Source organism: Nitrogeniibacter mangrovi (genome assembly GCF_010983895.1).
In the GTDB taxonomy this organism is placed as follows: domain Bacteria; phylum Pseudomonadota; class Gammaproteobacteria; order Burkholderiales; family Rhodocyclaceae; genus Nitrogeniibacter; species Nitrogeniibacter mangrovi.
The window spans coordinates 4,056,576-4,074,681 of the sequence record NZ_CP048836.1 but is presented as its reverse complement, the minus strand read 5'-3'; the positions used below and the strand labels follow the sequence as shown (position 1 = coordinate 4,074,681).

General features: G+C 69.9%; 23 protein-coding genes. 6 read left to right on the top strand and 17 right to left on the bottom strand.

The window, feature by feature from the left end:
* The first annotated feature begins 85 nt into the window (after positions 1 to 85).
* Complete coding sequence (locus tag G3580_RS18885; RefSeq protein WP_173768174.1) at positions 86 to 679, top strand: 2-hydroxychromene-2-carboxylate isomerase; 594 nt, start codon at positions 86 to 88, stop codon at positions 677 to 679.
* A gap of 55 nt (positions 680 to 734) precedes the next feature.
* Entirely contained in the window at positions 735 to 1,334 is a 600-nt protein-coding gene (locus G3580_RS18880) for a glutathione S-transferase family protein (RefSeq protein WP_173768172.1), read from the top strand.
* A gap of 41 nt (positions 1,335 to 1,375) precedes the next feature.
* Here the strand turns inward: G3580_RS18880 and modC are convergent, their stop codons facing one another.
* The 6 genes from modC to G3580_RS18850 are packed head-to-tail and all read right to left on the bottom strand — an operon-like array spanning position 1,376 to position 5,995.
* Positions 1,376 to 2,449 carry a molybdenum ABC transporter ATP-binding protein gene (modC, locus tag G3580_RS18875; protein ID WP_173768170.1) on the bottom strand — a complete coding sequence of 358 codons (1,074 nt, stop codon included), beginning with the start codon at positions 2,447 to 2,449 and terminating at the stop codon, positions 1,376 to 1,378.
* On the bottom strand, positions 2,446 to 3,114 hold the full coding sequence (modB, locus tag G3580_RS18870; RefSeq protein WP_173768168.1) for a molybdate ABC transporter permease subunit: 669 nt from the start codon (positions 3,112 to 3,114) through the stop codon (positions 2,446 to 2,448). Before modB ends, modC begins: the two co-directional genes overlap by 4 nt.
* Before the next feature lie 17 nt (positions 3,115 to 3,131).
* Positions 3,132 to 3,524, bottom strand: a complete 393-nt coding sequence (locus G3580_RS18865; RefSeq protein WP_173768166.1) for a NifB/NifX family molybdenum-iron cluster-binding protein — start codon at positions 3,522 to 3,524, stop codon at positions 3,132 to 3,134.
* Positions 3,521 to 4,381 carry a ModD protein gene (gene modD, locus G3580_RS18860; RefSeq protein WP_173768164.1) on the bottom strand — a complete coding sequence of 287 codons (861 nt, stop codon included), beginning with the start codon at positions 4,379 to 4,381 and terminating at the stop codon, positions 3,521 to 3,523. The genes G3580_RS18865 and modD overlap by 4 nt, the downstream gene beginning before the upstream one ends.
* A 24-nt stretch (positions 4,382 to 4,405) precedes the next feature.
* Positions 4,406 to 5,158, bottom strand: a complete 753-nt coding sequence (gene modA / locus G3580_RS18855) for a molybdate ABC transporter substrate-binding protein (RefSeq protein ID WP_173768162.1) — start codon at positions 5,156 to 5,158, stop codon at positions 4,406 to 4,408.
* Between the two features lie 18 nt (positions 5,159 to 5,176).
* Positions 5,177 to 5,995, bottom strand: a complete 819-nt coding sequence (locus tag G3580_RS18850) for a TOBE domain-containing protein (protein WP_173768160.1) — start codon at positions 5,993 to 5,995, stop codon at positions 5,177 to 5,179.
* Positions 5,996 to 6,192: 197 nt separating this feature from the next.
* Between G3580_RS18850 and G3580_RS18845 the strand changes: the two genes are divergently transcribed.
* Positions 6,193 to 6,648, top strand: a complete 456-nt coding sequence (locus G3580_RS18845) for a TOBE domain-containing protein (RefSeq protein ID WP_173768158.1) — start codon at positions 6,193 to 6,195, stop codon at positions 6,646 to 6,648.
* Here the strand turns inward: G3580_RS18845 and G3580_RS18840 are convergent, their stop codons facing one another.
* From G3580_RS18840 to G3580_RS18825, 4 genes are read right to left on the bottom strand one after another with little or no spacing between them, the layout of a single operon-like run.
* Entirely contained in the window at positions 6,649 to 6,948 is a 300-nt protein-coding gene (locus G3580_RS18840) for a hypothetical protein (protein WP_173768156.1), read from the bottom strand.
* Entirely contained in the window at positions 6,945 to 7,505 is a 561-nt protein-coding gene (locus tag G3580_RS18835; protein WP_173768154.1) for a flavodoxin, read from the bottom strand. Before G3580_RS18835 ends, G3580_RS18840 begins: the two co-directional genes overlap by 4 nt.
* Before the next feature lie 3 nt (positions 7,506 to 7,508).
* Positions 7,509 to 7,775: a nitrogen fixation protein NifZ gene (locus tag G3580_RS18830; protein WP_173768152.1), complete on the bottom strand. Its 267-nt coding sequence runs from the start codon at positions 7,773 to 7,775 to the stop codon at positions 7,509 to 7,511.
* Between the two features lie 12 nt (positions 7,776 to 7,787).
* On the bottom strand, positions 7,788 to 8,114 hold the full coding sequence (locus tag G3580_RS18825) for a (2Fe-2S) ferredoxin domain-containing protein (RefSeq protein WP_173768150.1): 327 nt from the start codon (positions 8,112 to 8,114) through the stop codon (positions 7,788 to 7,790).
* Positions 8,115 to 8,368: 254 nt separating this feature from the next.
* Between G3580_RS18825 and G3580_RS18820 the strand changes: the two genes are divergently transcribed.
* The 3 genes from G3580_RS18820 to G3580_RS18810 all read left to right on the top strand — a co-directional run bounded on the left by G3580_RS18820 (position 8,369) and on the right by G3580_RS18810 (position 11,419).
* Positions 8,369 to 9,043, top strand: coding sequence for a lamin tail domain-containing protein (locus G3580_RS18820; protein WP_173768148.1), 675 nt, complete (start codon positions 8,369 to 8,371; stop codon positions 9,041 to 9,043).
* 16 nt (positions 9,044 to 9,059) lie between these two features.
* Positions 9,060 to 10,091, top strand: a complete 1,032-nt coding sequence (locus G3580_RS18815) for an SdiA-regulated domain-containing protein (RefSeq protein WP_173768146.1) — start codon at positions 9,060 to 9,062, stop codon at positions 10,089 to 10,091.
* 272 nt (positions 10,092 to 10,363) lie between these two features.
* Positions 10,364 to 11,419, top strand: coding sequence for a PEP-CTERM sorting domain-containing protein (locus G3580_RS18810; protein ID WP_173768144.1), 1,056 nt, complete (start codon positions 10,364 to 10,366; stop codon positions 11,417 to 11,419).
* On the opposite strand, the gene G3580_RS18805 is transcribed toward G3580_RS18810, so the two are convergent.
* The 7 genes from G3580_RS18805 to nifL all read right to left on the bottom strand — a co-directional run bounded on the left by G3580_RS18805 (position 11,407) and on the right by nifL (position 18,072).
* A complete protein-coding gene (locus G3580_RS18805) occupies positions 11,407 to 12,033 on the bottom strand; it encodes a glutathione S-transferase family protein (protein WP_173768142.1) in 627 nt (208 codons plus the stop codon). The two genes, G3580_RS18810 and G3580_RS18805, sit on opposite strands and share 13 nt — an antisense overlap.
* Before the next feature lie 77 nt (positions 12,034 to 12,110).
* On the bottom strand, positions 12,111 to 12,707 hold the full coding sequence (locus G3580_RS18800; protein ID WP_217424548.1) for a hypothetical protein: 597 nt from the start codon (positions 12,705 to 12,707) through the stop codon (positions 12,111 to 12,113).
* Between the two features lie 10 nt (positions 12,708 to 12,717).
* A complete protein-coding gene (locus G3580_RS18795; protein ID WP_228720718.1) occupies positions 12,718 to 13,551 on the bottom strand; it encodes a HupE/UreJ family protein in 834 nt (277 codons plus the stop codon).
* Positions 13,478 to 14,518 (bottom strand): DMT family transporter, encoded by a 1,041-nt coding sequence (locus tag G3580_RS18790; RefSeq protein WP_173768140.1) that lies wholly within the window; start codon positions 14,516 to 14,518, stop codon positions 13,478 to 13,480. The genes G3580_RS18795 and G3580_RS18790 overlap by 74 nt, the downstream gene beginning before the upstream one ends.
* Before the next feature lie 11 nt (positions 14,519 to 14,529).
* Entirely contained in the window at positions 14,530 to 14,805 is a 276-nt protein-coding gene (locus tag G3580_RS18785; protein WP_173768138.1) for a metal-sensing transcriptional repressor, read from the bottom strand.
* A gap of 99 nt (positions 14,806 to 14,904) precedes the next feature.
* On the bottom strand, positions 14,905 to 16,521 hold the full coding sequence (gene nifA / locus G3580_RS18780) for a nif-specific transcriptional activator NifA (protein WP_173768136.1): 1,617 nt from the start codon (positions 16,519 to 16,521) through the stop codon (positions 14,905 to 14,907).
* A gap of 21 nt (positions 16,522 to 16,542) precedes the next feature.
* Positions 16,543 to 18,072, bottom strand: coding sequence for a nitrogen fixation negative regulator NifL (gene nifL, locus G3580_RS18775; RefSeq protein ID WP_173768134.1), 1,530 nt, complete (start codon positions 18,070 to 18,072; stop codon positions 16,543 to 16,545).
* Positions 18,073 to 18,106 lie beyond the last annotated feature (34 nt).

Below are 18,106 nucleotides of genomic sequence, written 5' to 3'. Positions count from 1 at the left end.
CACAGATCCTTTGCCTGTTTGGTTGTTTATTCCAAAGTAGCACAGGGGGTAGGCTGACAGGCAATCGATCCGCTGGGAGCACGCCATGCCCGATCCCGTTGAAGTGAAGCTGTTCTTCAACTTCCGCAGCCCCTACTGTTACCTCGCCAGCAAGAAGCTCTGGCCCATCGTCGACGACTACGACGTGCGCCTGCTGTGGCGGCCCGTGGGGGGATGGCACCTGCGCTCTTCCCCGGACCGGGCCAAGAGCAAGATGCCGCTGGCGCGCCAGGATGTGGCCCGCTTCGCCCGCCGCATGGGGATTCCGGTCAACCCGCCGCCGGTCACCACCGATCCGACGCGGGCCGGCGCCGGCTCCCTGCTGGCCGAGCGCGAGGGGCTGCTGCGCCCCTACATCGTCGAGGTGATGCGCGCCGAGTGGGCGCATGGCCGGGACATCGGCGATACCGAGGTGCTGCTCGAGGTGGGCGAGCGCATCGGCCTGGCGCGCGAGGCGCTGGCCGCCGCGATCCGCGACGATGCCCTGCTGGCGCAGCTCGAACGCAACGCCGCCGAAGCCGCCGAGCTGAGCGTGATAGGCGTGCCCACCTTCGTGATCGACGAGGAGATCTTCTGGGGGCAGGACCGCATCGATTTCGTCCTCGACGCACTGCGCGAGCGGCGCGCCGCGCGTCTCTGAGCCCACCTTTGGAACGTGGACAAGCGTCGGCCACCCGGCCGCGCGGGGAGCCGTCATGTCTTTGCTGAAGCTCTACGACAAACCCGAATGCCCCTTCTGCTGGAAGGTCCGCCTCGCGCTGCACGAATGCGGCATGGCGGCCGAGCGGATCGACTCGCGCTCGCCCGTGCATCGCCCACTCTGGCAGGCGCTGACCCCCCGCAAGACGGTCCCGGTGCTGCTGGCCGGCGACCATGTCATCCACGAATCCAACGTGATCCTGGAATACCTCGCCGACATCAGCGGCCGGCTGCTGCCCGCGAACCCTGCCGACCGGATCCAGCCGCGCCAGCTCAATGTCTACGTCGACGGCGTGATCGGCCCGGCCCTGCGCGAGGTGATCTTCGAGAAGCGCGACAAGCCGGAAGCCGAGTGGGACCCGGCGCGGATCCAGGCCGGGACCCTGGCGTTCGAAAAGGCGCTGCGCTATCTGTCGGAGCAACTCGGTGATCGGGACTTCTTCGCGGATCGCTATTCCTTCCCCGAATGCGCCCTGACCGCCCGCTTCGGACTGGCCGAGGCCTACGGCGTCGCCATCCCGGACCGGTTCGTCAATCTGCAGGACTGGTTCGCGCGCATGAAGGCGCGGCCCAGCTACCGCGCCACCGCGCCGTAGGCCGCCGCGTGACCGTGGTGAAGGGCCGCTGACCGGGGCGCTCAGTCGAGCAGCGCCACCGACTTGATCTGCGCGCGCACGGCCAGGCCGGGGCGGATCTCGAGCTTGCGCACCGAGCGTTCGGTGATGCGCGCCAGCAGAGGCTCGCCGGCGCAGTCGAGGCGCACCAGCATCTGCCCCGGCGTGTCGGTGGGGGCGAGGTCCACCACCAGCGCGCTCACGCAGTTGAGGATCGAGGTCTGCGGCTGGGGGACCAGCGCCAGGCTCACGTTGCGGGCATGCACCCGGCAACGCAAGGGGGTGCCGACCGGCTCGGCGCGCTGGGCCACGCGGATGACGCCGCCGGGGAAGCGCAGGCGGGTGATGTGGTCTTCCTCCTGGCCGTCGATGACGGTGTCGAGCACCACCCCCGCGTCGCCGGCGAAGGCCGCCGGCAGGTCGATGCGCGAGAGCACCGTGTTGAGCGTGCCGCTGGCGATCGCGCGGCCTTCGTCGAGCAGCACCAGGTGATCGGCCAGACGGGCCACCTCCTCGGGGGAGTGGCTCACGTAGATGACCGGAATCGACAGCTCCCGGTGCATGCGTTCCAGATAGGGCAGGATCTCGCGCTTGCGCTTGAGATCGAGCGCCGCCAGCGGTTCGTCCATGAGCAGGATGCGCGGCGTGTTGAGCAGCGCCCGGGCGATGGCCGCGCGCTGGCGTTCGCCGCCGGACAGCTGCCCCGGGGGGCGATCGAGCAGGTGCGCGATGCCGAGCATCTCGGCCACGTCCTTGAGCCGGTGGCAGCGGGTGCCCGCCGGTACGCGGCGCAGGCCGAACTCGAGATTGCGGCGCACGTTCAGGTGGGGGAACAGCGTCGCCTCCTGGAACACCACGCCGATCTCGCGTTCATGCACGGGGGTGAACCGGTCGGCGTCCTGCCACACCGTCTCGCCGATGGCGAAGTGGCCGCCGGGTGCCCGCTCCAGCCCGGCCATGGCGCGCAGAATGGTGGTCTTGCCCGAGCCGGAGTGGCCGAACAGCACGCTCACGCCGCGATCGGGCAGCGCCAGATCGACGTCGAGGCAGAACGCGCCACGATCGATGCGGAATCGCGCCTGGATGCCGGCGCTCATCGTGGCCGGCCCCGGTTGAGGGTGTACAGCGCCATCAGCACCAGGAAGCTGAACACCACCATGGCGCCGGCCAGCCAGTGGGCCTGGGCGTACTCCAGCGCTTCCACATGATCGTAGATCTGCACCGACACCACCCGGGTCTTCTCCGGAATGTTGCCGCCGATCATCAGCACCACGCCGAATTCGCCCACGGTGTGGGCGAAGCCGAGGATGGCGCCGGTGATGAAGCCGGGGCGGGCGAGCGGCACGGCCACCGACCAGAACGCATCCCACGGGCCGGCGCGCAGGGTGGCCGCCGCCTCCAGCGGGCGCTCGCCGATGGCCTCGAAGGCGTTCTGGATCGGCTGCACCACGAAGGGCAGCGAGTAGATGACCGAGGCGACCACCAGCCCGGGAAAGGTGAACGGCAGCACCCCGAGGCCGAGCGACTCGGTGAGTCGGCCGACGGGGCCGTGGGGCCCGAGGGTGATGAGCAGGTAGAAGCCCAGCACCGTGGGCGGCAGCACCAGCGGCAGCGCCACCACGGCGCCGATGGCGCCCTTGAAGATCGACCGGGTGCGTGCCAGCCACCAGGCGATGGGGGTGCCGACGATGAGCAGCAGCACCGTGACCACGGTGGCCAGTTTCAGGGTCAGCCAGATGGCGGCGAGATCGTCGGCGTGCACGGTCGATGGGGGCGGGGTCAGTGTCTGGAGAACAGGTCCCGTACTTTACACAGCGTGGTGGTGATGTCGAAGCCCGGGCCGGGCAGTGCCTCGCCGGCGAGGATGCGGGTGAGCGCCAGGGTCGGGTCGGCCTCGGCGGTGAGCAGCACCTGGGCGCCGCGCCGCCGCATGTGGCGGATGAAGCTATCCCCGGCGCTGGCGCCGACGATGAGGTCGACGCCGTCGAGCGGATGGGGGCGGTCGTCCTCGAACACGTGGAAGATCTGGTCGCGTGCCAGGGTGACGCGGGTGGGCGCGGGCAGCAGCCGGCTGCTGTGGTGGTCGCTCAGGTCGTACAGCAGCCAGTCGGTGGCCTTGCCGATGTGGCCGCGCACGGCCTCGAAGCGCTGGGTGGCGATGGCGATTTTCATGGGTCGGCTCCGCTGTCGCGGGTGATGGAGACCGCCACGTCGCGCGGCGGGGCGAAATAGGGGGCGCTGGTGACCAGGAGGTCGGCGCCGGCGCGGGCATAGTCGGCGGCGTTGCCGGCGTGGATGCCGCCGGCGGCAGCGAGCCGCGGCGGGTGCGGGTGCTCGCGCAGCGCGGCGCGCAGGCCGGCCACGGCGGCGACCGACCACTTCTCCAGCTGGATCACGTCGGCGCCGGCGGCGATCCACCGCAGCGCCTCGGCATGGTCGGCCACCTCCACCACCACGGGTCGCTCGGGCCAGCGCCGGCGCAGGCGCGCCACGCAGTCGGCCGGCGCCGCGTCCACGAGCCGGCGATGTTCCTCGAACACCAGCAGCGTCTCCGACAGGCTCAGCCGGTGGGCGCCCGCGCCGCCGGCCAGCACCGCCTTGACGCTTGCCGCCTTGGTGCCGGGAAAGCTCTTGCGGGTGCACACCACCGCGCAGTCCGGGTGCCCCGCGCGGGCGGCGGCCACCAGCTCGGCGGCACCGGTGGCGATGCCGGAGAGGTATTCCATGAGCGTCTGCGCGCTCTTCCACACCGCATGGATGCCGGCCGCCGGCCCGGTGAAGCTCACCAGCGGCTCGCGCGGCGCGGCGCGGGTGCCGCTCGGCGCGTGCAGGTCCACGCGCAGACCGCGCAGCCGCCCCATGGCGGCGGCCTCTTCGCTGCCGCACACCGTCATGGGGTCGCGGGCGCGGAACACCATGCGCGCCGGCCGCGCGCCGATGCCCAGGGCGAAGGTGGTCGCGTCGCCCTGGGGGGTGTCCTCGTGGAGCAGGCGTTCCAGTTCGGTGTCGGGCAGGGTGTAGGGGTTCATGGTCGGGCGCCGGGTGGGGGGGCGTCAGTGCAGGCCATAGCCGTAGGCCTGGATGATCTTCGCCGCCGCGTCGCTCTTCAGGTAGGCGATCAGCGCCGTGGCGGCGGCGTTGTCGGCACCGCGCCGGAGCATGATGGCGTCCTGGCGGATGGGCGTGTACAGCCCGGTGGGCACGTCCCAGCGCGAACCGCCCAGGGGCTGGCCGTCCCGGAACAGCTGCGAGGCGGCCACGAAGCCCAGTTCGGCGTTGCCGGTGGCCACGAACTGCCAGGCCTGGGCGATGTTCTCGCCGCGCACGATGCGCGCTTCCAGTGGCTTGCGCACGCCGAGCTTGTCCATGACTTCCAGGGCCGCGGCGCCGTAAGGCGCGGTCTTGGGGTTGGCGATGGCCAGGTGGCGGAAGCGGCCGGTGGCGAGCACCCGGCCCTGGGCGTCCACCATGCCCGGCTCGGGCGACCACAGCACCAGTCGGCCCACCGCGTAGGTGAAGCGGGTGCCTGGCACGCCGATGCCGTCCGCCTCGAGTTTTTCCGGGCGGGCGCGATCGGCGGCGAGGAACACGTCGAAGGGGCCGCCGTTGGCGATCTGCGCATACAGCTTGCCGGTGGAGCCGAAGGACAGCTGCGCCGTGTGGCCGGTGTCGGCCTCGAACGCCCGGGCGATCTGCTGCATCGGCGCGGTGAAGTTGGCGGCCACGGCCACGGCGACCGTGTCGGCATGGGCCGGCAGCGCGGCGAGGAGGGTGGCGGAAAGCAACAGGGTGAGACGGGGGCGCATGAGGGGCTCCGGATGAGATCAGTGGTTCTGGCAGAGGATGACGGCCGAGGCCTTGAACACCGCGCAGGCCGGCTGGCCGACCTGGAGGCCGAGTTTGGCGACGCTGTCGTGGGTGATCACCGCGCACACGCTGCGCCCGCCGGGCAGGGCGAGGGTCACTTCGGCGTTGACCGGCCCGGCGTGGATGCGCGTCACCTCACCCCAGAGATGATTGCGGGCACTGGTGCGCAGGCGCCGGTCGGTGAGCAGCAGCACCGAGGACGACTTGACCAGTGCGGTGATGTCGCCGCCGATGTGCAGGCCCAGCGCTTCGGCCGACTCGCCGGTGATCACCGCAACCACCTCGGTGTGCGCGTCGAGGCGGATCTGCACCTCGAAGTCCACCTCGCCTTCCACCAGCCCGACCACGGTGCCGGCGAACTGGTTGCGCGCGCTGGTCTTCATGCTCAGGCGACGCAGCAGCAGGCGGAACTGGTCCACGTCCTGGGCCTCGGCCTCGCCGAGCCGTTCGGTCAGGCGGGCGAGCGCCGCCTGGTACTCGTCGTCGAGGGCGCGGTAGAGCGCCACGGTGCGGCGGCCGTGATCGGTCAGTCGGGTACCGCCGCCGTTGCGCCCGCCGGTGGCGCGCACCACCAGGGGCGCCTCGGCGAGATTGTTCATGGCGTCGATCGCATCCCACGCCGCCTTGTAGGACATGGGCACCGCCTTGGCGGCCTGCGAGATCGAGCCATGGGCCTCGATGGCCTCGAGCAGGCGGATGCGGGTGTCGCCGAGAAACTGGCCGACGCCGGTATCCAGTTCCAGGCGGCCGCGCAGGGCATGTCGGTGTTGATCCATTTTGTCGGCTCTCATACGTTATGGTGTCGACTATATAACGAATGCGATGGTGTTGCCCGGATTGCCTTGGAATGCCATGAATGCCTGAATATATTGGGCATAGTCCAGGCCGAGGTTCCGGTCGTCGGCACGGAATCGCTGTGTGGTATAGCATATAGCGAAAAACGGGCCAGGCTCGGGAGGAGGCCGGAGACGTCATGAAGATCAGCGCGCGCAACCAGTTCGATGGCCATGTCCAGGCGCTCACCCGCGGCCCGGTCAATACCGAGGTGGTGGTCGACACCCGGGAGGGCGATCGCCTCGTCGCGGTGGTGACCACCGCCAGCGTCGATGCGCTCGGGCTGGGCGATGGCACGCCGGTGCTGGCCATCGTCAAGGCGCCCTGGGTGGTGCTGGCGCGCGACGACGCAGCGCTGCCCGACGGCCCCGGCCTGGCCACCGGCTTTTCCGCCCGCAACCGGCTCTACGGCGTCGTCGAGCAGATCGAGGCCGGGCGGGTGAACACCGAGGTGGTGCTCGCGCTGCCGGGCGGCACGCAGGTGTGCGCGGTGGTCTCGCGCGAGGCGGCGCTCGCGCTGGGCCTGACGCCCGGGATGCCGGCCTGCGCGCTGATCAAGGCCAGCCATGTGCTGCTCGCCCGCCTCGAGGGCTGATCACGCGGCGAAGTGCGCGCTCAGGCAGCGCACCGCCGCCGGCAGGCTGAGGAATTCCTGGCGCGCCAGCACCTGGGGGACCGGCGAGGGGAACTCGAAGGCGATGCCGTAGGTGCCGCGCGGCTGGGCGTGCAGATACACGCGGGCGCGCAGCCGGCGCAGGTCGGCATGGCGCAGGGTCACGGTGTGCGGATCGTCGTCCGAGACCACCTCGCACACATCGCCGGCGCGTTCGTTCAGGCTGACCAGCAGGCGGCGCAGCTGGTTGTGCTTCTTCAGCGACCACGGATTCGCGTTCATACCCCCTCCTTCACGTTGACCAGTTCGGGGACCACCCGGGCCAGCCACGCGTCGACGCGCGCGTCGGTCTGGCCGGCCTGGGCATGCGGGTCGATGGCCAGGCCGAGGAAGTCGTCGCCGTCCACCGCGACCGATCCGGTGAAGGTGTAGCCGGCCGTCGGCCAGCGGCCCACCGCGCGGGCACCCAGGGCGGTGAGTGCGTCGTACAGCAGGCCGATGGCGTCCACGAAGTGCTCCGGATACTTCTCCTGATCGCCCAGGCCGAAAATGGCCACCGTCTTGCCCGTCAGCGCGCCGGCCGGCAGCCCGGGCAGAAACTCCGCCCAGCTCGGTTGCGCCAGCCCGGTGTCCAGCCCCGGCAGTTCCCCTTCGCCGAGGGTCGGCGTGCCGAGGATGAAGGCGTCGCAGGCAAGGAAGTCGTCCACCGAGGTGCGGCCGATGTTGGCGGGCGTGTCGACCGGCACGCCGTGATCGTCGGCCAGTCGCTGCGCGATCTGCTTGGCGAGCCGCCGGGTGCGCCCGGTCTCGGTGCCGAAGAAGATGCCGAGCCTGGTCATGGCTCAGTGCCCGCCCGGGACCGCTTGGGTGAGCTCTTCGGGCAGCACGCCCACCGGGTGGCCCAGGGTGTCGTCGGGGCCGGTCTCGAAGCGCACCAGGTAGATCTCCCGGCTCGGGTCCAGCTCGGCATGACCGAACTGCACCACCACGCCCCGGGTGCCGGCCGCGGCAATGAGCCCCGCCTCGTCCACCCCGGGCAGGCCGCCATCGTTGAGAATGTCGCTGGCGGCGAACACCAGGTCACCGACGTCGTATTGAACGCTGCGCATCGGTGCCTCCGCCTACCACACGTCCGCGGGCGCCCGCAGGCGCTCGACCGGCTCGTCGAACAGCAGATGGGTGTCGATGATGTCCTCGACATCGGCGCTCGTCACCCCCGTGTACATCACCCCGTCCGGATACACGAGCACGCTCGGCCCCAGGTGGCAGGGGCCCAGGCAGCCGGTGTTGGTCAGCTGCAGGCCCGATTCCCACAGCCTGCGGGCGGCGAATTCGTCGGAAAACTTCTGCCACACCGGGCCGCAGCCCTTGGCCTGACAGGATCCGCGCGGATGTCCCTCGGGGCGGCCCTGGGCGCAGACGAGTACATGTTTCTTCGGTTTGGGCATGACGCTCTCCTGTGGTTTGGCGATCGTGTTGCAAGCGCCGTGCCCGAATATTTCTTCATTAAAACAGTCGCTTGGTTCGATCCGTCGTGTCGGGTTTGCGACATTGGGTGCGCCGCAACATCCGTCGCGGCATCCACGGCCGGCGCCGTGCGCGCCAGAGCGCTGTCATCGCGTCGACACCTCGGTCGCCTAGCCTGCACCACGGAACCGCGCGCCGAAGGGGGCGCGGGCAGGTCAACCGATTGGAGCGAACAATGCACAAGATCCTCACCAAGGCCGTGGCCGCCGCGGCCGTCACCCTGCTCGCCGTGGGCGCCAGCGCGGCGCACGCGGACGTGCGCATCACCGAGATCGCCCCCTGGAGCAGCGGCAACTCGTCGCTGGGTCAGGACTGGTTCGAGCTCACCAACACCGGTGCCTCGGCGGTGGACATCACCCACTGGTCCTGGGACGACGACTCGCAGAACCCGGGGACGGCATTGCTGGAAGGCGTGACCTCTCTCGGCGCCGGCCAGTCGGTGGTGTTCGTCGACGGCGGCGCGAGCGTGCCGGCCGACTTCGTCAATCTGTGGTTCGGCGGCGCCGCCCCGGCCAACTTCGTGATCGGCTACTACGACGGCCCGGGCCTGAGCACCGGCGGGGACGAGGTGAATGTGTATGACGCGAGCAACGTGCTGCAGGCGAGCCTGAACTTCGGCGCATCGCCCACCGGCCCCTACGCCACCTTCGACAACGCCGCCGGCCTGGACGGCACGAGCGTGTCGCAGCTGAGCGCCGTGAGCGTCAACGGCGCCTTCATCGCCGCCAACGACATCAACGAAATCGGCTCCCCCGGCGCGGTCGCCGCGGTGCCCGAGCCCGAGTCCTACGCGATGCTGCTCGCCGGGCTGGGCATGATCGGCGCCATGGCGCGCAAGCGTCGCGCCTGAGCGGGGAGAGATCATCATGACACTGCGCCACCTGTGCGCCGCCGTGCTGGCGGCCGGCAGCGTCGCCGCCCATGCGGCGGCCGCGATCACCCCCTCCATCCACCTGGGCAACTACCGCGTCGCCGGCACCTACTCGCTCGACATCCTCAACGGCACCCGCGGCGGCATCTCGGGCCTGGAAGCGTCGGCCGTCGCCTACGCCGGCGACCGCCTCGACCCCACCACCCACACCCTCGGCACCCTGTTCTTCGTCGGTGACGAAGGCACGGGCGTGGTGGAAGTCTCGCGCACCGGCCAGACCCTGGGTTACATGAACTTCGACTGGACCGGCACCGGCAGCACCAAGCACGACACCGAGGCGCTCACCTACCTGGGCAACGGCACCCTGGTGGTCGGCGAGGAACGCCTGTTCGATGCCTACCGCTTCGACTACGTCGCCAACGGCACCGCGACGCTCGCCAACGCCTCGGTGTCGATCAGCGACGCCAACGTGGGCAACCACGGCATGGAAGGGCTCTCCTACGATCCGCGCGACGGCAGCTTCGTGGCGATCAAGCAGGATTCGCCCGAAGACATGCTTGCCGGCACCCTGAGCTTCGCCGCCGCCCTCGGCGGCACCTCGACCATGAGCCACCTGTTCGACCCCACCCTGATGGGGCTGGCCACGCTCTCCGACGTGCAGACGCTCGCGCCGGTGACGGCCCTGGCCGGCACCGATGCGGCCGACAACCTGCTGGTGCTCAGCCTCGGCTCGCGCACCCTGGTGGAAGTGAACCGCAGCGGCGACGTGCTCAGCAGCTTCGACCTGTCGTCCCTGTTGAACAACACCGCGACCGGGGACTTCAACGCCATCGAGGGCGTGTCGGTCGATGCCTCGGGCACCCTCTATCTGGTCGCCGAGCAGCTGCAGGGCGCGGGCGCGCCGCTCGACGCCAAGTCCCAGCTCATCGTCCTGACCGCCCCGGTGCCGGAACCCGAGACCTACGCCATGATGCTGGCCGGCCTCGGCCTGGTGGGCGCGGTGGCGCGCCGTCGTTCGCGCCGCTGATCCGCGAAAGCGGTCGCACCGCCCGGTCCTGAGGCCGGTCGGTGCGCCTCGAAGCCCAACGCGCGGCCGTCCCCGGACGGTTGCCCGTTGGGCTTCATGCATCCGCCCCGGCCGTCGGCGTCACGAACGCGTGGGGGAGGGCCGGCCCCGCCAGGGACAATGACCCTGGAATTTTTCTTTGACAGATCGACCCACGCTTCATAGGGTTAAGAAGCGCTGGCTCGCTGTAGCGCAGCCGTGCCGGCCCGCCCATGCCATTGCCGGAGTCGACCATGCCCCACGCCCTGATCCGTCCGACCGCGCACCCCCATGCCGCCGTCGTGGCCGTCGCCGCCTGCCTGTTGGCCGCCGTGCCGTTGCATGCCGGCGCCATCGAGCTCACCGCCGCCCGTGGCAGTGCCGAGGCCATCATTCAGTACCCGGACATCTTCCCGGGCAACCCGCCGCCGCCGGACGCGGTCGACGCCCTCAGCCTGCCCAACGATCCGCTCGCCTTCGCGCGCAACCAGCGCTCGCTGTTCGCCGTCTTCGACGCGCGCGCCGCCGGTTTCCAGAACGCCGGCGGCATCAACGCCGCCTTTGCCGAGGTCACCGGCTTTCCGCAGGAACTCAACATGCAGTACACCGTGGAGGCGAACACCCGCTACGACGTCGTCTTCAAGAGCGCGGCCGATCTGAGCGGGCAGATGATTCCCTTCGAGTTCGTCATCAACGGCGGCCAGCTGCGCATCGACGACTTCGCCCAGTACACGCCGTTCCAGCCCGAGTTCAACGGCGCCGCGGTGTCCGCCGCCATCGACATCGGCCCGCTGGGTTCGTGGACCTTCGTCGCCCACCTGACGCGCGATGCCGCCACCGGGCAGCCGGTGGTCACCGACGATTTCGTCGGCCTGCCATTCAGCGGCGACGCGCTCGGGCTCAACAACTTCCCCACGCTGACCCCCTATTTCGCCGGTGCCGATGTCATCGTCGACATCCCCGAAATCCGCGGCAGCGTGCTGATCGACGGCGCCGATTTCAGCTCCCTCCAGGGGGTCCGCTTCGGCTACGACATGTCCGCCGTGGTCGCCATGGCCGGCGGCTCCAGCGGCTCCACCGGCGCCCTGGCGGGCATCACCGACCCGTTCGCGCTCGGCACCCCCGGCGATCCGGGTGACGACCTCGGCGGCGCCTTCAGCCCGCTGGGCGTCCAGTTCTTCCTCGATGGCCAGGCGCTCGGCGACTACCCCGTCACCGCCGTGCCGGAGCCGAACCGGGCGGCACTGATGCTCGGAGGCCTCATGCTGCTGGGGCTGCTCGCACGGCGCCGCATGCCTCAGCCCGGCTGACCGCGCTCGGCGATCAGCGCGTTGTCGATCGCCTTGGCGGCCTGATACGCCGAGCGCCGGCTCACCCGCTGCGCGTAGGCCTCCAGCGCGTTGCGCTTGGGCATCAGGCCGAAGGCCAGGCCCCAGTCCACATGGCTGCCCACATACACGTCCGCCATGGTGAAGCGATCGCCGCACACATAGGCGTCGGTGTCGAACTTCGCGCTCAGCGCGTCCATCACCGCCTCCGGATCGCCGCAGCCCACCATGCGCCGCTGCTCCACCGTGGGCGTCACCCCCATCGCCTTGAGCGCATTGGCCTGCTCGACGGGCCCGGCGGCGAAGAACAGCCAGCGGTAATAGTCCGCCCGCTCCTCCGGCCGCGGCAGCAGATCCGCTTCGGGAAAGATCTCCGCCAGATAGGCGCAGATCGCCGCACATTCGGTCACCACCCGGCCCTCGTGCACGATGGCCGGCACCTTGCCCAGCGGGTTGATCCGCCGATACTCGGCACCGTGCATGGCCTCGCCGTACTCGACGATGTGCGCCTCGTACGGCGCCCCCACCTCGTGCAGGGCCCAGCGGACGATCTGCCCGCGCGACATGGGGTTTGTGTAGAAGGTGATGGGGGGCATGGCCGGCTCCGGGGGATGGGTGGGGAGTCTCTGTTTAGCACAGATGGGTGACGGCGTCCGTACCGCGGCGCCGCCGCTCAGGGCATGTAGAGCGTTTCATAGAAGCCGCTCGTCTGCAGGTGGATGGTGACCGGGGTATCGCCGCGATTTTCCCAGTACCAGCCATGCACGCCCTTGAACGGCGCGGTAAAGCTGCCGCTGGCGCCAGCCAGGGATTCGGCGACCCGGAAGCTGGTGAACACGTCCTGGGGGGCGTCGGGCGGCTCCCCGTGCATGTCGACATAGACCGGACCGCCTTCGGCTTTCCACTGGAACACGAAGCCCTGACCCTGGTCCATGACGGCCTTGATTTCCGCGCCCTGGTGGGGCGCCAGTGGCACCGTGAGCGTGTTGCTGCGATACGGCGTGCCGATCTCGCGCAGCGGGCCGCGTGCCGTCGGTTCGCCCGCGGCCGCCTCGACGCCGCTCGCGTGCAGGGCGGTCAGTCCCGTCGCCTTGCCGACCCCGGTCGGGTCGATGCCGTACTCGGCGGGCAGGATGGTGGTGACCAGGAGGGCGCCCGCGATCGCCAGGGCGACCAGGGTGGCCTTCACCAGGCGCCGGTTGGAGGGCAGGCCATCCGGATCCAGGTCGGAAATGTCGTGCAGTTCGTGATGGGGATGGGGTGTTGGCATGTCGGATCTCTCAGGAATTAATGGCATAACCGGTCAGTTGATAGCCGGTGAGCGTGAGGCCTGCCGCCATCAGCAGGACGTTGGAGGCGAACGCCTGGCGCGCGAAGGCGTGGTGCAGGCGCCAGAAATCCATGAGGATCAGGATCGCGCTCAGCGCCAGGATCTGACCGATCTCCACGCCGACATTGAAGGCGAGGATGTTGGCCACCAGACCGTCCTGGGGCAGGGCGAAGTCCTGCAGCTTGGTGGCCAGGCCGAAACCGTGGAAAAAGCCGAAGATCAGCACCGCGGCCTTGGTGTTGGGCTGAAAGCCGAACCACGCCTTGTAGGCGCCCAGGTTGTCCAGCGCCTTGTAGACCACCGACAGTCCGATGATCGCATCGACCAGGTACGGATTGACATGCGTGCCACTGAGCACGCCGAACAGCAGCGTGGTGCTGTGGCCGATGGCGAACAGGGTGACGTAGATGCCGACGTCCTTGAGCCGGTAGAGAAAGAAGATCACCCCCACCAGGAACAGCAGATGGTCGTAACCGGTGGCCATGTGCTTGGCGCCCAGATACACGAACGGAAGCAGCTGGGTGCCGCTCGTCTGCGCCATGAAGCGGGCGTCGCCGGCGGCCACCCCGTGCGCGAACACCGGTGCGGCGACGCCGAGGACGATCAGGGCAAGAACGATGCGGCCCCACGGGGGGCGATGCAGGTGGGCGGTCGGTGTGGGCGCGAGCAAGGGCTGGGGTCTCCTGTCGACGTGGATCGAGTGGCCGGCCTCAGTGAGGATGGCGGTGATGAATGTCCGGAAAGTGCGGATGGGCATGGCGCAGGGGCGGGTGCGCGTGGACATGGCGGTGGGGCTCCTGCCCGTCCCACGGAAAGTCATGGACGTGCCGGTGGTGCGCGTCGTGCACATGCAGGTGATCGTGCACGAGCGCCTCGTGCTGGTGTTCGTGATCGTGACGCTCGGTCAGGTGCAACCACACGCCGATGCCCATGAGCGCGGCGGCGGTCCAGAACGCCGGCGGCGCCGATTCGCCCAGGAGCATGATGCTGAGCGCAGCACCGATGAAGGGCGCGGTGGAAAAATAGGCGCCGGTCCGCGCGGTGCCCAGATCGCGCAGGGCACGGACGAAGAGCACCAGGCTCACCCCGTAGCCGAGCAGGCCGACCACCATGACGGCGCCGACACGCGATGCGCCCGGGAGCGTCGCGCCGAGGGCCAGCGCCAGGGCCAGGTTCACCCCGCCGGCCACCAGCCCCTTGATGGCGGCGATGAACAGGGCGTCGGAGGCCGACACCTTGCGGGTCAGGTTGTTGTCCAGGGCCCAGCACAGACAGGCCCCGGCCACCGCGAGGGGGCCGGCCCAGCCCCCGCCGCCCGCGGCCGACGACGACCACGACAGGGCGAGCCCGCCGGCGACGATGAGCCCCATGCCGGCGACGATGCGACCCGCGGCGTGCTCCTTGAACACCCCCCACGCCAGTAGCGCGGTCAGCACCGCCTCCAGGTTCAGCAGCAGCGAAGCCGTGCCCGCCCCGGTGCGGGCCAGGCCGAGGACCAGCAGCACCGGGCCGAGGATGCCGCCGAACAGGATGGCCAGTGCCAGCCACGGCCATTCCGGTCGCGTCAGGCCGCTCGGCCGCCAGCGCCGGTCGCGCAGCAGGCGGATCACCGTCAGGCCGACTCCGCTGCCCAGATACAGCAGTCCGGCCAGGGCCACGGCCGGCACATCGCCGACGAACAGCTTCACGAACGGGGTGCTGGCGCCGAACAGGAGTGCGGCGCCAAGGGCCATCGCGACGGCACCGGGCATGCGCGCAACGCTCATCGCGACAGGTATTTGGTGATGGCCTTGAACTCGAGCAAGCTGGTGGCGGCAGGCTGTGCGCCCTCGCCAACCACCTGTTCGAGGCAGTGGTCGATGTGATCGTGGATCAGCGTCCGCTTGGCGTTGCCGATCGCGCTCTCGACCGCCTGAAGCTGCTGCGCGATGTCCACACACGGCCGCCCCGCCTCCAGCATGGCGACAATGCTGTGAAGATGGCCCGCGGCCCGCTTGAGCCGATTGATGATGTCCGGGTGGGAGGCATGAACCGTCATCCTGTCCCCTAGCGCAGTACTATCCAGGGGGGGAGGATAGCAAAAATCCGGCCCGTGCCACATGGGCGGCTGGCCGCCGGGCACTCCGGCCGCGTCCGCTCAGAACTGCTTCACCTCGATATTCAGGGTCTGGATCCGGTAGGCGATCTGGCGAGGGGTCATGCCCAGCAGGCGGGCGGCCTTGGCCTGGACCCAGCCGGCCTGTTCGAGGGCGGCGATGACGCGTTCGCGTTCCGACAGGCCGGGGTCGTCGAGGTCGAGGTCGGGCGGTGGCGCGGCGGGGGTCGGGCGGCCCGGGGCGGGCGGCGCGGAGGACGGGGCCGGGGGGCGGGGGGCGCCGCCGCGGGCGTTGGGGAACTGGATCAGGTCCACGTCGATCTGGCCGTCGGCGGAGAGCACGGCGGCGCGTTCGAGGCAGTTTTCCAGCTCGCGCACGTTACCCGGCCAGCTGTGGCTGGCGAGGCGCCGGGTGGCCATGTCGGAGAGGGTGAGCTTGCGCTGCTGCTCGGCGCCGATCTTGGCGAGCAGGTAGCGGGCGATGTCGGGGATGTCCATGATGCGCTCGCGCAGCGGCGGCAGGAACAGGGGCATCACGTTGAGGCGGTAGAACAGGTCTTCGCGGAAATCGCCCAGGTCCACCGCCGCTTCGAGGTCGCGGTGGGTGGCGGCGATGATGCGCACGTCCACCTTGATGGTGCGGCTGCCGCCGACGCGCTCGAATTCGCCTTCCTGCAGCACGCGCAGCATCTTGGCCTGGAAGGCGGGCGAGATCTCGCCGATCTCGTCGAGGAACAGGGTGCCGCCATGGGCCTGCTCGAAGCGGCCCTTGCGGGTGTCGGTGGCGCCGGTGAAGGCGCCGCGTTCATGGCCGAACAGTTCCGATTCGAGCAGGTTTTCCGGCAGCGCGGCGCAGTTGAGGCGCACGAAGGGGTTGCGCGCGCGCGGCGAGTTGAAGTGGATGGCGTTGGCGATGAGCTCCTTGCCGGTGCCGGTTTCGCCGCGGATGAGCACGGTGGTGTTCCACTTGGCGACCATGCGCGCCTGCTCGAAGATGCGGCGCATTTCGGCGGAGTGGCCGACCATGCTGTCGAAGCCGTGCTCGCGGCGCACCTGGCGGCGCAGGGAGTCGCGCTCTTCGACGAGGCTGCTCTTTTCCTGTTCCACGTCGGTGGCCAGGCGCAGGTTCTGGCCGACCAGGTTGGCGACCATCTCGACGAACTGGGCGCGCTCGTCGAGCAGGCCGTCGTCCGGCGCGATGGGCTGCACGGCGAGCACGCCCTTGAGGTCGGTGCCGATGCGGATCGGCACCGCGATGAAGGGCAGCTCGGCGCGGTAGATGGCGAGCCGGTTGAGGAAGCGCGGATCGGCGCCGAGCTGGGCGATCCGGAAGGTGCGCGGGCTCTCGAGCAGGGCGCCGAGCACGCCCTCGCCGGCGCGGTAGCGGATCTCCGGGGTGGGCTCGCCGTCGGGCGAATGCACCGCATGCAGCACCAGGTCGCCGGCCGGGTCCACCACGGCGATGAGGCCGCGGCCCAGGTCGGCTTCCTCGTGCAGCACGCGCAGCACTTCGTTGAGGGTCTCGCCGAAATCGAGGGAGCGGCTCAGGGCCCGGCTGACGGCATACAGCGCCGCGATGAGCAGCTGGTTGAGCTCATGCGAGCGGCAGTAGCCGGTGCTCGGGTTGATGTCCTTCGGGCGGTGTGCGTGTTCGAGCATGGTGCGTCCATTGCCGTCGGATCAGATCGGATCGCCGTCGATCCGCAGCTCGACGATGGCGGCACAGCCGCCGCCGGGGCGCGGATTGAGGTCGATGAGGCCGCCGTGGTCGGCGACGATGTGCTGGGCCCGCGACAGGCCGGTGCCCAGGTGGCGCCCCGGCTTGGCCGAGAAGAAGGGTTCGAAGGCGCGCAGGCGGGTGTCCTCGTCCAGCCCCGGGCCGGTGTCGAGCACGCAGACCACCACGCGCTCGTCGGTCACGCTGCTGGTCACCGACAGTTCGCGGCGCGACCAGCCCCGGGTGTTCATGGCCTCGATGGCGTTGTCCACCAGGGCCTTGAAGAGCATGCGCAGCTGCAGCGGGCGGCCGTTCATGTGCGGCAGCAGGGGGGTGGGCTTCCAGTCCACGGTGATGCCCGCGGCGAGCATGCGCGGCACGCAGATCTCGAGCACGTCGCGCAGGATCTCGTTGAGGTTCACGCTCGCCGGGCTCTCCGGCGGGGCCGGCGGAATCACCTGGCGCAGCTGCTCCAGGTGGGCACGGCTGGCGCGTACCGCTTCGTCCAGCACGGTGGCGGTGCCCGGTTCGCGCCGCTGCAGCACGTGCACCGCCGAGGTCATCATGTTGAGCGGTTCGTCGAGGCGGTACAGCGCCGCCGACAGGCCCTCGCGGATGGCGGCGTTGCGCTCCTCGTCGATGAGGGCGAGCTTGAGGGCGGCGGCGCGGGCACGTTCCTGCTCTTCATGCAGGTCGGTCACGTCGTTGATGACCAGCATCAGCGCCGGCTGGCGGGTGCCGCAGAAGTAGCTGTCGGCGCAGTCGCTGTGCATGTCCACCACCGAGGCGGTCACCGACAGCCAGTGCGGCTGGCCGGCGCGCCGGTCGATGCGCACCTCGCGGTTCACGAAGGCGCAGCGGGCGGGGTCGTCCGCCAGGGTCTCGCGCCACTCGGGCAGCACCATGTCGAGCACGAAATAGGCCGGCTCCTTGGCACTCACATCGGACACCAGCTTCTTGCTCGCCTGGTTGTCCAGGATCACCCGGCCGTGGGTGTCGAGCACCACCAGGGCCACCGGCGCGGCGTCCAGGGAGGTCTCGATGAGCAGCTTCTGGTTGCGCACCACGCGCTCGAGCCGGTTCAGCTCGGTGACGTCGCGATGGATGCCGAGGAAATGGGTGGTGGTGCCGTCATGACCCACCACCGGCGAAATCGTCAGGTCGGCCAGGTAGAGCTGGCCATCCTTGCGGCGGTTGAGCACCCGGCCGCTCCAGGGGCGCTGCTCGGCCAGATGGGTCCACATCTCCTGGTAGAGCCGGGCCGGCGTGGTGTGGTTGGACAGCACCGACTCGTTGCGCCCGACGATCTCCTCGGCGCTGTAGCCGGTGATCGCGGTGAAGGCCGCGTTGGCGTACAGGATGTTGGCGCGCGGATCGGTGATGGAGATGGCGATGTCCGCCTGGTCCACCGCCTGGCGGTAGACCTCGGGGGGCAGGTCGTCTGCCGGATGGACGCGGGTTTTTCTCGACGTGCCGCGGGTCAGGGCGGTCATGGTTCATGTCCTCACTGGAGTGACATGCATCCGG

What these genes read in the sequence shown, in the direction of transcription:
- G3580_RS18885 (WP_173768174.1), top strand. Translation starts at nt 86, where the DNA reads ATGCCCGATCCCGTTGAAGTGAAGCTGTTCTTCAACTTCCGCAGCCCC.
- G3580_RS18880 (WP_173768172.1), top strand. Translation starts at nt 735, where the DNA reads ATGTCTTTGCTGAAGCTCTACGACAAACCCGAATGCCCCTTCTGCTGG.
- modC (WP_173768170.1), bottom strand. Translation starts at nt 2,449, where the DNA reads ATGAGCGCCGGCATCCAGGCGCGATTCCGCATCGATCGTGGCGCGTTC.
- G3580_RS18865 (WP_173768166.1), bottom strand. Translation starts at nt 3,524, where the DNA reads ATGAAAATCGCCATCGCCACCCAGCGCTTCGAGGCCGTGCGCGGCCAC.
- modD (WP_173768164.1), bottom strand. Translation starts at nt 4,381, where the DNA reads ATGAACCCCTACACCCTGCCCGACACCGAACTGGAACGCCTGCTCCAC.
- modA (WP_173768162.1), bottom strand. Translation starts at nt 5,158, where the DNA reads ATGCGCCCCCGTCTCACCCTGTTGCTTTCCGCCACCCTCCTCGCCGCG.
- G3580_RS18850 (WP_173768160.1), bottom strand. Translation starts at nt 5,995, where the DNA reads ATGGATCAACACCGACATGCCCTGCGCGGCCGCCTGGAACTGGATACC.
- G3580_RS18845 (WP_173768158.1), top strand. Translation starts at nt 6,193, where the DNA reads ATGAAGATCAGCGCGCGCAACCAGTTCGATGGCCATGTCCAGGCGCTC.
- G3580_RS18840 (WP_173768156.1), bottom strand. Translation starts at nt 6,948, where the DNA reads ATGAACGCGAATCCGTGGTCGCTGAAGAAGCACAACCAGCTGCGCCGC.
- G3580_RS18835 (WP_173768154.1), bottom strand. Translation starts at nt 7,505, where the DNA reads ATGACCAGGCTCGGCATCTTCTTCGGCACCGAGACCGGGCGCACCCGG.
- G3580_RS18830 (WP_173768152.1), bottom strand. Translation starts at nt 7,775, where the DNA reads ATGCGCAGCGTTCAATACGACGTCGGTGACCTGGTGTTCGCCGCCAGC.
- G3580_RS18825 (WP_173768150.1), bottom strand. Translation starts at nt 8,114, where the DNA reads ATGCCCAAACCGAAGAAACATGTACTCGTCTGCGCCCAGGGCCGCCCC.
- G3580_RS18820 (WP_173768148.1), top strand. Translation starts at nt 8,369, where the DNA reads ATGCACAAGATCCTCACCAAGGCCGTGGCCGCCGCGGCCGTCACCCTG.
- G3580_RS18815 (WP_173768146.1), top strand. Translation starts at nt 9,060, where the DNA reads ATGACACTGCGCCACCTGTGCGCCGCCGTGCTGGCGGCCGGCAGCGTC.
- G3580_RS18810 (WP_173768144.1), top strand. Translation starts at nt 10,364, where the DNA reads ATGCCCCACGCCCTGATCCGTCCGACCGCGCACCCCCATGCCGCCGTC.
- G3580_RS18805 (WP_173768142.1), bottom strand. Translation starts at nt 12,033, where the DNA reads ATGCCCCCCATCACCTTCTACACAAACCCCATGTCGCGCGGGCAGATC.
- G3580_RS18800 (WP_217424548.1), bottom strand. Translation starts at nt 12,707, where the DNA reads ATGCCAACACCCCATCCCCATCACGAACTGCACGACATTTCCGACCTG.
- G3580_RS18795 (WP_228720718.1), bottom strand. Translation starts at nt 13,551, where the DNA reads ATGTCCACGCGCACCCGCCCCTGCGCCATGCCCATCCGCACTTTCCGG.
- G3580_RS18790 (WP_173768140.1), bottom strand. Translation starts at nt 14,518, where the DNA reads ATGCCCGGTGCCGTCGCGATGGCCCTTGGCGCCGCACTCCTGTTCGGC.
- G3580_RS18785 (WP_173768138.1), bottom strand. Translation starts at nt 14,805, where the DNA reads ATGACGGTTCATGCCTCCCACCCGGACATCATCAATCGGCTCAAGCGG.
- nifA (WP_173768136.1), bottom strand. Translation starts at nt 16,521, where the DNA reads ATGCTCGAACACGCACACCGCCCGAAGGACATCAACCCGAGCACCGGC.
- nifL (WP_173768134.1), bottom strand. Translation starts at nt 18,072, where the DNA reads ATGACCGCCCTGACCCGCGGCACGTCGAGAAAAACCCGCGTCCATCCG.